Consider the following 11634-nt stretch of genomic DNA (forward strand, 5'->3'; position numbering starts at 1 on the left):
ATTCTCCTGAAAGTCATATAGACATTCAGTTCTGGGATGATGCCTTCATCAGATGGCTGTTATACTTCTGTACTTGTAATCAGTCTGATAGCATCTTTTCGGGGTTAAAGCACAGCTAAAACCACCGCTTACTTCTAGTTCAACCACAAAATACGATAAATCTATCGACTTACAGTATTTTGTAGATGTTAGATCAGACTTTCTCACAATCGGTTATGAAAATCAAGAGTTTTTACAAGAAATTTAGCAATAGCGCGAAAAGGATAAGTCTGCTAAGGAATAGACAGTGCAGGTCAGCAATATAGCATCTGTTAATTCAAAGGTCGCATCTTTGGCTCTACCTAAATATAAACTTCTGCTTCCTTCGGGGAGCCTACCAACTTAAAATTTACTTTAAGTCTAGACTCTTTCAAGCGTGGTTGCAGTTGTATTATTTCTTTCTCTTTTTCAGAACCATTTGCTGAAAAGCTAAAAGAGCAATCTATAAATGTTAAAGCTTCAACTCTACGGATAATATTCAAAACGCATAGATGTTGTAATAAAACTCTCACGCTCATCTACACTTGGAGTTAGATCAAACCCTATGAAAATATTTTTTGATTCATGATTATTTGAGACAATATCATTGAATTCTCCAATTTTTAAAGTATGCCCATTTAAAATGACAGACCTAGATGAAACAGGGTTTTGTAACGTTTGAGTTGTTAATAGAAGGCTTTGAATAATAGTACTTTTTCCCGAATTATTCGCTCCAGTAAATATAGTTAGCAGAGCCATATCAAGTGTATTTTTAGCACAGACTGACTTAAAGTTTAAAGTACTGAATAGTCTATTTATTTAGCACAAGTATTTATTTTTAAAAGTACTTTTACGATAAGAGAGGAAACTTGTTAGACTTGTAGGTATAAAAATTGATATTAGCTATCACAGTATAAAAGCCAACTATTTTTATTGGATAATTCATAACCTTTTAATAATAAATCTTAATAAAATCTTATTTTATTTACCTGCTAAAGTCCTACCAGATGGTATGAGGTGGGCATCGCCCACCTTTAATAATTAACGCAAACTACTAGCTGGCATACCCAAAATATCCTCAAGCCTTGGCATATCTTCCAACGCAATCACTCGCCCTTCATCCTCAAAACCGACAATTTGATCGAAGTTCAAATACCGATACAAATCATCTGCAAAAGGATGAATTCTACTCGCCACAATATCCAAATATTCCTGCACTGTCGGAAGCCGTCCTAGCAATGCACAAACTGCTGCTAATTCTGCTGAACCAAGATAGACTCGCGCATCTTTACCCATACGATTATTGAAGTTGCGGGTAGAGGTAGAAAACACTGTTGTGCCATCAGCAACTCGCGCCTGATTACCCATGCACAAACTGCATCCTGGCATTTCTGTTCTAGCACCCGCAGCCCCAAAAACGCTGTATACACCTTCTTCTTTTAATTGGTGTTCATCCATACGCGTTGGTGGTGCAATCCATAGGCGAGTTTTTACTTCACCTGCACCTTCCAAAACTTTCGCTGTTGCCCGATAATGACCAATATTCGTCATACAAGAACCAACAAATACTTCTTGCACTGGATCATTAGCAACTTCCGATAATAACTTAACATTATCGGGGTCATTGGGAGCAGCAACAATTGGTTCTTTGATTTCATTTAAATCAATTTCAATTATTTCGGCATACTCCGCATCGGCATCGCCTTCTAATAACACGGGATTGGCTAACCATTCTTCCATTTTTGCCACACGGCGTAACATGGTACGCGGATCGTGATAGCCCCGTGCGATCATATTTTTCAACAGCGCTACGTTAGAACGCAGATATTCAGAAATTGTCTCTACACTCAGCTTAATTGTGCATCCTGCACAAGAACGTTCGGCACTGGCATCGGTGAGTTCAAAGGCTTGTTCAACTTTTAAATCTGGCAAACCTTCTATTTCTAGAATTCGCCCGGAGAAGACGTTTTTTTTGTTCTGCTTCTCTGCTGTCAGCAAACCTTTTTGAATTGCCACGTAGGGAATGGCATTCACGACATCACGGAGGGTGATACCTGGTTGCAATTCTCCTTTAAATCTTACTAAAACTGACTCTGGCATATCTAAAGGCATCACACCCAAGGCGGCTGCAAAAGCTACTAAGCCAGAACCGGCGGGGAAGGAAATACCCAAGGGGAAACGGGTGTGAGAGTCGCCGCCAGTTCCCACGGTGTCGGGTAACAGCATCCGGTTTAACCAAGAGTGGATGATACCATCACCGGGACGGAGGGCGACACCGCCACGAGAAGCAAAGAAGTCGGGGAGTTCGTGATGGGTTTTGATGTCTACTGGTTTGGGATAAGCTGCTGTATGGCAGAAACTTTGGATCACTAAGTCTGCACTGAAACCAAGACAGGCGAGTTCTGTCAATTCGTCGCGGGTCATGGGGCCTGTGGTATCTTGGGAACCAACGGTAGTGATGATGGGTTCGCAGGATGTGCCGGGGCGCACACCAGGTAATCCACAAGCTTTACCTACCATTTTTTGTGCTAGGGTGTAGCCTTTACCTGTATCAAAGGCTTGCTGGGGACGGGTGAAAACTGTGCTGTGTTCTAAACCTAGTACAAGACGAGTTTTGTCGGTGAGGGTACGTCCAATAAGTAGGGGGATGCGTCCACCTGCGCGGACTTCATCGAGGATGGTATCAGGTTTAAGGTCAAAGGTAGAAATGACTTCGCCTGCTTCATTAGTGATTTCGCCTTTGTAGGGATGGATGGTAATTACCATACCGGTTTCGAGTTTGGTGACATCGCACTGAATAGGCAAAGCACCGGCATCTTCTGCTGTGTTAAAGAAGATTGGCGCGATCGCACCACCTAAAACATAACCCCCAGCGCGTTTGTTTGGAACAAAAGGTATATCATTTCCTGTATGCCATAATACTGAGTTGATGGCAGACTTCCGCGAGGAACCAGTACCAACTACATCACCCACGTAAGCTACGGGATGCCCTTTTTTCTTCAGTTCAGCAATGATTTTCAAGCTTCCCGGTTGCCTTGACTCTAACATCACTAAGGCGTGTAAGGGAATATCTGGGCGAGTGGTGGCGCTTTGGGCGGGGGATAAATCGTCAGTATTGGTTTCGCCAGGAACTTTAAAAACGGTGACAGTAATCGCTTCTGGAACTGTGGGGCGAAGGGTAAACCATTCAGCTTCCGCCCAAGAGTCAATCACCCGCTTGGCAAAAGGATTGGTTTTAGACAACTCTAAAACATCGTGGTAAGCGTCATACACCAAAAGGATTTTGCTTAAGGCGTTGGCGGCATAAGCGGCGATGGGTTCCTTTCCTTGTCCGCCCATTACTAGAGGTGTTTCGGATGAGTCGGAGACGGATACAGTGGGCAATTGCAGCAAATCGATTAAAGATTGCACGTTATAACCACCAATCATTGTGCCCAGCAATTGCACTGCTTCGATGGGCGCAATCAACGGACTGGTGATTTCTTCCTTAGCGATCGCGGTGAGGAATCCGGCTTTGACATAAGCTGCGGGATCAACACCAGGAGAAACGCGATCGCTCAATAGATGTAATAATATCTCCTCTTGACCCTTGGGCGGATTTTTCAGTAATTCGCATAATTCTGAGGTTTGCTTCGCATCCAATGGTAAAGGAGGAATACCGAGTGCTGCTCTTTCGGCAACGTGTTTACGATATTGTTCTAGCATTTTTATGTTCTCCATTGGGATGTTCTCCCTTCAATTATGAAATATTTTTAGGCAATACTCGGCTATAAAAGTTTAGCTTACTTTTATGATGAAAGCCTTACTGGTAATCGGTTATTAGCAGGTTTTTTTATACTGAAAGTTTGAAAAGTATGAGGCGAATGGAATTCGCTACTACACAACCAAAGTCCACCTCCGTGGACTAAGAGGAAATCAATAATTTTTAACCCACGGAGGTGGGTTTTGTATTTCGACTCCGCTCAACACAAGTCTGTATAGCCGCGACTTCTAGTCGCCAGGTGTAGTAATAATGAATTAGATTAATTGTTGGTTTAACCAAGTTTCTAAATCAGCAACACTAGAAAAATCTAGCAATGCTTCTCCCAAATTCTCTAATTGTTCAATGGATAAACCTTTAATTCGCTCGATTAATGACGTATCAATTTCACCAATACGGCGATTGAGTAAGCGTAGAACTAGACGTTGTTCTCCTGAATGTACAGCTTGTTCTCTTTCTCTTTGATAAAGTGGTTCTAGTCGCATAATTAACTCTTTATCAATCGAAATGAATTAAATGGATTGTTGGTTTAACCAAGTTTCTAAATCAGCAACACTAGAAAAATCTAGCAATGCTTCTCCTAAATTCTCTAATTGTTCAAGCGATAAACCTTTAATTCGCTCAATTAATGACGTATCAATCTCACCAATACGGCGATTGAGCTGACGTATAACTAGACGTTGTTCTCCTTGTTTATTTCCCTCTTGTATAGCTTGTTCTCTGTCTCTTTGATAAAGTGGTTCTAATCGCATAATTAACTCCCTATCATCTGCTTCTAATTCTTGGTTTACTCTCAAGTTTTCGCGTAAGTTGTAAACTAATTCAAGAGTTGCTTTTGGGTATGGATGATCTAATGGTAACGCTTGCAACTCGATAACTGCTTGTGACTGCACACTTCCCCTACCTAAAAGCCTTAACCATAATGTTTCCGGTGTTTGTGGTAGTTGGTGTATTGCTACAATTGCTGTCCGCAAAGCATCTGGCAGAAAATGCACTCCCGATAACCAACCTGCTTTTTGTATAGTTCCAAAGCTAGACAATCTAGTTTCAGAGATGGTGGGTGTAAGAACCCACAATTTGGGAATTTCTGAGTCCTGAAGTTTGGTTTTATTTGCCTTAGTTTCTCGTCGTAAGAGAGCCCTTATTTCTAATAATTTGAGAATACAGTCGCAGATTTCATCGGTAGAAGCTGGATTGCGGTATGGTTCTATAATTGCAGGCTGTTGGGCAAATCTTCCTAGCAAACCCAGTATTTGTATGTTAGAGCTTTGTTGTTTGGCAGGAGTGAATAAAACATCTATTTCTTTAATTTCTCCTGAAACTTTTTCTGATGCCTTGACTTCTCCGTAATCTTTTAGTAGTTATTCTAGATAGTCTTTGGCAAATTTATCATGGATAAAACGGGTCATTCAATTTTAAGATTTCGGAAGTTCTGGATTAATGCAAAGTCTAATTATATAGCAATCCTGAACCATTCGTGATGAAATAGATCCCCGACTTCTCAAAGAAGTCGGGGATCTGCTGGACACCTTTAATTTTCACAAATATAGACGCGATTAATCGCATCTCTACTTTTGACTTTTGACTTTTGAGTTCCCGCTAGGGCGTGGCGGTTATTGCATTTTCGACTGATGTTTTATCTGTGTTAGATTTCAAGCGTGTCAATCTGCTTTTACGGATACGTTCGCTGTCTCTAACGCCGCCTGCAAGTTCATATTCATTGCTATTTTTGCCGTACTTGAAACCAACCCCCATCAGCATTTTATCTGAAACTTGACTTAAGATTTTTTCCATCTCATCCAGCTTTTTTCTAGAAGAGTCAATCATAGCTATAGCAGCGTTATAATCATCAAGCATATTGTGAAAATTGTCTATTAATTGAGTCAGGTTTTGCAAGTTGTGAGTATCATCAAAATTTATCTTTGGATCAATAGCTTTCAGCCCAGCAACTCTAAACTCAGCTTTTTCTAAAATCCGAGAACTACGTTTTCTTCGAGTCATAGTTTTACACTTTTAAAAGCTTTACAGAGCTATTTTGTCTCAATTAAGCTGGATTCTGGTTCAGCAAAAAGCGCATTTTTTTAGTAAAAGTTTTTATTTATGCCCGTGATTTCTCGGTATTTAATCATCAAAGGTTGATTTTCGGCAAAATAATATTATGTTTAAGCAATATACAATAGGGCACAGCATTGCTGTGCCTCTACAAATGGTCTATATTCTATGTCAACTGCGATCGCTTTAACTTTAAGGCTTAATGTTGTAACCTTAAGGCTTAATGTTCTAGCTCTTTGGGTTAATGTTGTAACCTTAAGCCTTAATGCTTTAACCTTAAGCCTTAATGCTGTAACCTTAAGCCTTAATGTTCTAGCTCTTTGGCTTAATGCTGTAACCTTAAGCCTTAATGTTCTAGCTTTAAGGGTTAATGTTATAACCTTAAGGCTTAACGTTGTAACATTGATGACCAAAGTTTGTTTGTGAGTGCAATCATCGCTACATACGTGTATATTGTTGATTTACAGCGATCGCGCATATTTATAGTAAGCAAATTTAACTAATTTATTTGGGTATTGTATAGTAAATAATGTTACTAATCTATAACTTATTCAGAATTAGTTGCTATAATTGTTTCTCTTTAACCTAAACTTTTTATAGTAACATCTGGATATTTTTAACTAATTCAGATAAACTAATACATTTGTCCGTTGCATCACGCTTCTTTTGTATATGCCCAAAACTTACACCGTAGAAATTGATCACCAAGGCAAAATTCATACCTTGCAAGTTCCTGAAAATGAAACGATTTTATCAGTTGCCGAGGCTGCTGGTTTGGAATTGCCGAGTTCTTGTAATGCAGGTGTTTGCACAACTTGCGCCGGTCAACTCTCTGAGGGAACTGTAGATCAAACTGATGGTATGGGCGTTAGTCCAGATTTACAAAAGCAAGGTTATGTATTGCTTTGTGTTGCCAAACCCCTTTCTGATTTGAAACTTCAGACAGAAAAGGAAGACGTAGTTTATCAGTTACAATTTGGCAAAGGCAAATAATCAGCGAGCAGTTATCAGATGATGTTTGTAAAGCCCTGGTGACTAGAAGTCGCGGCTACACGAGACTTTACCTGCCTCCGCAGGTTAAAGACCCTTAATTTTTTCTTAGTCCACGGAGGAAGACGAAAGTTTGTGTAGTAGCGAATTCTATTCGCCTAATACTTTTATTCTAGAAACCAGAAATTAACAGGATTTACAAAATGACGACTCATTTTATTACCGCAGAAATTGATTTACAAGAAACTCCCGCAGAGTTACTCGAAGTAATTGAAGCAGAGTTAAAGAAACAAGGCGAACCTTTGCGTTGGGCAGTTACTTCTGTGGATGCTGACGAACAAAAAGCTACAGTTGAAGCTGTTGTCACGACAGTTAAGAGTTAGGGGATGTTTGAAAAGTCCTCTTGTCGGTAGCAAACAATTTAGATCCCCCTAAATCCCCCTTAATAAGGGGGACTTTGAGAGCTTTTTGCCCCCCCTTTTTAAGCTATCCATTATAAACTGTTTCACTTAGGTGTGTTTGGATGCGATCGCAAGTGTGAAGTTGAGGCAGATATAGCTGGATTTTTTCACTAATCGTTGCTATACCCGACTATAGTCACAATAGCCTGCATTAGTACCTCTACCTCAATTGGTTTAGAAATATGCTGTTGAAATCCGGCTGCTAGTGCCAGTTGTTGATCGATCTCTCCTGCATAAGCGGTAAGGGCGATCGCTGGAATTTCTCCGCTTTGATCAGACGGCTGGTTTCTAATTTGACGAATTAGTGTGTAACCATCCATATCGGGCATCCCAATATCACTGATTAGCAAATCAAATTTCGCTTTCCCTAAGCTGTTTAGAGCTTCATGTGCTGATTCAGCTTCAGTCACTTGCACCCCATACTGTTCTAGCAAGAAGGCGATGAATTCCCGTGAATCTCTGTCATCATCTACAAGCAGGGCTTGCAATCCATTCAGATTGAAGTCTGAGCGATTATGAAACGCAGTATTATCTTGATTCAGTTTTGCCGCAGCGATCGGTGGAAACTTGATTGTAAACGTTGCCCCTTGACCTACTCCAGGGCTTGCTGCCTGAACGGTTCCGCCATGCAATTCAACTAAATGACGCACGATCGCTAACCCTAATCCCAATCCTCCAAATCTTCGGGTTGTTGTCCCATCGGCTTGGCGGAAATAGTCAAAGACATAAGGCAGAAAGTCAGCAGAGATCCCCATACCAGTGTCGCTGACAGTGATTTGAGTATATTCTGAAGGATAAGTATCTAGTTCATTCTCGATCCTTTCTAACCGCACCTCTACTCGACCACCCTGTGAGGTAAATTTAATCGCGTTGGAAAGTAGATTCCAAACAACCTGTTGCAGGCGACCAGAATCACCCAACACTTGCCCAACGTTCGGTTCAAATACTGTTTCAATCTGAATAGATTTAGCTTCAGCAGCTAGCCGCACGGTTTCCAGAGCAGCTTTGATGGTTAAAGTTAGACCGACTGGAACTGTATGCAAACTTAACTTGCCTTGGAGAATACGCGACACATCGAGTAAATCTTCGATCAGTTGCGCTTGCAGTTTAGCGTTACGCTCGATCGTTTCAAGTGCATACTGAGTTTTGGCTGCATCCTGGTGGCTCGTTTGCAAAATTTTTGTCCATCCCAAAATTGGATTCAGGGGCGATCGCAATTCATGAGACAGTACTGCCAGAAACTCATCTTTAATTCGATTGGCTTGTTGCGCTTGTTCAGTTTGTTGCTGCAAAGAAATCATTAGCTGATTGAGGCGATCGTTCTGCTCTTGCAGCAACGCTGATGCTCGCTTCCGTTCGGTGATATCGGACAAGATGAAAACGGCACCGGTGAGAGTCCCATGCCCATCAAATACTGGGTCAATGGTTTTGGCAAACCAGCGTTCTGTGGACTGAAATTCTAGAACTTGCCGTTGGTGAGTTTTTTTCGCCAGACGAAAGCAAGTGCCATCACCAATCCCCAATTCTGCGTCCATTAACTCATGGTAAACACAACCTAAGATTTCGTGGGAGGGCTTGCAAAAAAGCTGCATCATCGCTAGATTACAGCGCAGAATTACACCTTCTCCGTCTACCAGACATACGCTGTCCTTGATAGAGTCAAAGGTAGTTTGCCACTCTCGTGCTGAGGATAAAGCAGCTTCCTCCGCCCGTCGAATTCGCAGCAGCGATCGCACTGTCGCCAGCAGTTCAATGGGTTCAACAGGTTGCACCAGATAACCATCGGCACCACTGTCTAAGCCTTCTGCTTTATCCTGGCTTTGGACAAAACTTGCAGAAAGGTGTAGCACGGGAATAAAAGCAGTTTCAGGATTTGCTTTAATTTGACGACAGACTTCAAAGCCGTTAATATCTGGTAATTTAACATCCAAAATCACCAGAGCAGGCTGATGTTCAACAGCTGCCTTTAATCCTGCGGCTCCCGTTGCTGCTTCTACGACAGTAAAGCCTGCATTTTGCAAAATCCGAGTCACAACGTAACGATTGGCTTCGTGATCATCAATATGCAGGATGATAACCTGTGGCTCAGACATGACTTTGCCCACAAGATTCTAGAACAAGCCCAGCTTTAAGCAACGCGTCTTGAAGCTGGTCAATCACCGTTGCTTGAGAGCCTGTTTCTTTGGAAATAATGGCGATGCTTTTTTTTGCTAATTGGCTGTGCGTTTCTGCATCAAGTTGTGCAGATGAGTAGATGATCGTAGGAATCGACTGAGTAACAGGATTGCTTTTAAGCTCCTTGAGTACATCAAACCCATTGAACTCTGGCATCTCCAAGTCAAGTACGATCGCAGTTGGTTGCTCGCGTTGTGCCAAATTTAAACCTTCCCGTCCGTTCATGGCTTCTAAAATACTCAATTGTGTATTTATTAACAACTGCTTCACCAAATACCGATAGGCAGGGTCATCGTCAATTAACAAGATTTTTTGCGGCTTGTTCTGATTAATTAGCGTATTAAGTTTATTCAACAACTGTAATCTGTCTACCGGCTTAATTAGAAAACCATCGGCTCCTAATGCTAGTGCTTGCTTTTCGTTATCAATGATAGTAATAACTATTATAGGTATAGTGCGTGTCGTTTCATCTCCTTTAATTTCTCGCAAGAACGTCCAGCCGTTTTGCCCTTCTAGCATAATATCTAGCATAATGGCTGCTGGTCGCACTTGTTGTAATACAAGCCTAGCCTGAGCTAAAGTGCGGGTTGCAATCAATTGATAGGCTGACTCCTGAAGGTGCTTTTCGTAAATAAATAGCGTTTCGGGATGATCTTCAACCGCCAGAATGGGCAGGCCAGTTGGTTCAAGTGGTGCAATGGTCTCCGATCGGAGGTCATCGGTTGCATAAGGGTAGACGATGGGAATTGATGCTGTAAAGGTGGAGCCTTCACCCAGCTTACTTCTAACTGAAATGCTGCCGCCGAGTAGCTCTGTTAGCTTGCGCGATAACGGCAATCCTAACCCGGTTCCCTTGACCTGCTTTTGCAGAGAAGACTCAATTTGGACAAAATCCTCAAAAACGCGCTCTTGATCGGCGATCGCAATACCGATGCCCGTATCGGATACGGTGAATATCACGGTATGACCCCTTTGTAAAGCGCTGACGCGCACTTCTCCTTGCTCGGTAAATTTCAGGGCATTTGAGATAAAGTTTCTGAGAATTTGAGCGACTTTGCCCTCATCACTATATATCTGCCCAATGCCTTCAGGTTCTTCGACAATCAGCACGACAGAGGAATCTTGAACCAATAATGGGCGCAGCATTCCCCGCAGCGTGGCAAACAAATCACTAACTTCAAAGGAACTGGGACGCACTTCAATCTTTCCAGCTTCCACCTTAGCTAAATCCAGTAAGTCGTTAACCAGTTCTGATAATCCGCTCGCCGCCTTTTGAATAAATGTCACCTGCTTTTCTTGCTCGACGGACAAATCACCATCCATCCGTGCCAGCAGCATCCGAGATAGGGACAGAATCGAGTTAAGTGGCGTGCGAAACTCATGGCTCATGTTCGAGAGAAAGCGGGTTTTTAACTCGTTTGCCTTTTGCAGAGAGTCTGCCTTCTCATCCAATTCTGCATAGAGGGCAACCACACCGCGATTGGTATCTTCCAGTTCTCGGTTCAACTGGGTTAATTCTTCCTCGCGCTTGCGTAAATCTGCCATTGCCCGCAGTAACTCCTGGTTTTGTCGCTGGATCTCTTCATAAGGATTCTGGGGCGATCGCTCCATCATGCTTTCTCGAATCTGCTGCAATTGCAAATCGGTGAAATTAGGTGTGCGCTTCGACAACCTTTTACTCATCACCACCGTTGTTCCCTGTCCCGCTAGCGATTCCATTTCAAAGAAATCCATCAGCTTGCGGCTACCCATGATGCCTAGCCCCATTCCGGTATCAGAGGTGTAGCGTCCTGCCAAAACGTCTTCCAGATGAGGAATGCCACTACCCCGATCCTGAATCCGAATCAGAAACTCTTGAGGCTCTCCTGCCACAGAAAATTCAACGGTTCCACCTCTAGCATACTGAAAGGCATTGCGGGCAATTTCTGAAACTGCCGTTGCCAATCGTGCCTGATCTTGAGCATCAAAACCCAATTGCTCGGCGATCTCACGAGTTCGCTGCCGAGCTTGCACAACATCCTGTTCGTACTGAATTTCGAAGGTGAAAATAGTTGTCATATCAAGTCTGGTTAATCACTTATGACTGAGAGGGTGACAAGGCAACTCTAAGCTAGATGGGACAAAACTTTGAGAAGATGGTGGAGACAAAAAATAGGGAGCATTTTTGTGGCTCCCCCA

9 protein-coding genes and 1 pseudogene are annotated in these 11634 nt (G+C 42.4%); 2 read left to right on the top strand and 8 right to left on the bottom strand.

What is annotated here, in order from left to right:
* Positions 1–504 precede the first annotated feature (504 nt).
* From V7K69_RS12675 to V7K69_RS12700, 6 genes and pseudogenes are all read right to left on the bottom strand, one after another.
* Positions 505–777, bottom strand: a complete 273-nt coding sequence (locus V7K69_RS12675; RefSeq protein WP_335034774.1) for a hypothetical protein — start codon at positions 775–777, stop codon at positions 505–507.
* A 282-nt stretch (positions 778–1059) separates the two neighbouring features.
* Positions 1060–3723 (bottom strand): bifunctional aconitate hydratase 2/2-methylisocitrate dehydratase, encoded by a 2664-nt coding sequence (gene acnB, locus V7K69_RS12680; RefSeq protein WP_335034797.1) that lies wholly within the window; start codon positions 3721–3723, stop codon positions 1060–1062.
* Positions 3724–4035: 312 nt separating this feature from the next.
* Positions 4036–4263, bottom strand: coding sequence for a DUF4351 domain-containing protein (locus tag V7K69_RS12685; protein WP_442936134.1), 228 nt, complete (start codon positions 4261–4263; stop codon positions 4036–4038).
* A gap of 27 nt (positions 4264–4290) precedes the next feature.
* Positions 4291–5187 (bottom strand): annotated as a pseudogene (locus tag V7K69_RS12690) (DUF4351 domain-containing protein).
* A gap of 190 nt (positions 5188–5377) precedes the next feature.
* A complete protein-coding gene (locus V7K69_RS12695) occupies positions 5378–5779 on the bottom strand; it encodes a hypothetical protein (RefSeq protein WP_335034776.1) in 402 nt (133 codons plus the stop codon).
* Between the two features lie 161 nt (positions 5780–5940).
* A complete protein-coding gene (locus V7K69_RS12700) occupies positions 5941–6243 on the bottom strand; it encodes a hypothetical protein (RefSeq protein ID WP_335034778.1) in 303 nt (100 codons plus the stop codon).
* A gap of 259 nt (positions 6244–6502) precedes the next feature.
* On the opposite strand from V7K69_RS12700, the gene V7K69_RS12705 reads away from it, so the two are divergent.
* Together V7K69_RS12705 and V7K69_RS12710 are read left to right on the top strand one after the other, a co-directional pair.
* Positions 6503–6823, top strand: a complete 321-nt coding sequence (locus V7K69_RS12705) for a 2Fe-2S iron-sulfur cluster-binding protein (RefSeq protein WP_114080152.1) — start codon at positions 6503–6505, stop codon at positions 6821–6823.
* Positions 6824–7023: 200 nt separating this feature from the next.
* Complete coding sequence (locus V7K69_RS12710) at positions 7024–7203, top strand: hypothetical protein (RefSeq protein WP_335034781.1); 180 nt, start codon at positions 7024–7026, stop codon at positions 7201–7203.
* A 188-nt stretch (positions 7204–7391) separates the two neighbouring features.
* Here the strand turns inward: V7K69_RS12710 and V7K69_RS12715 are convergent, their stop codons facing one another.
* A complete protein-coding gene (locus tag V7K69_RS12715; protein ID WP_335034783.1) occupies positions 7392–9374 on the bottom strand; it encodes a hybrid sensor histidine kinase/response regulator in 1983 nt (660 codons plus the stop codon).
* Positions 9367–11514: an ATP-binding protein gene (locus V7K69_RS12720; RefSeq protein WP_335034785.1), complete on the bottom strand. Its 2148-nt coding sequence runs from the start codon at positions 11512–11514 to the stop codon at positions 9367–9369. Before V7K69_RS12720 ends, V7K69_RS12715 begins: the two co-directional genes overlap by 8 nt.
* Positions 11515–11634 lie beyond the last annotated feature (120 nt).

The organism is Nostoc sp. (genome assembly GCF_036917775.1).
Classification (GTDB): domain Bacteria; phylum Cyanobacteriota; class Cyanobacteriia; order Cyanobacteriales; family Nostocaceae; genus Nostoc.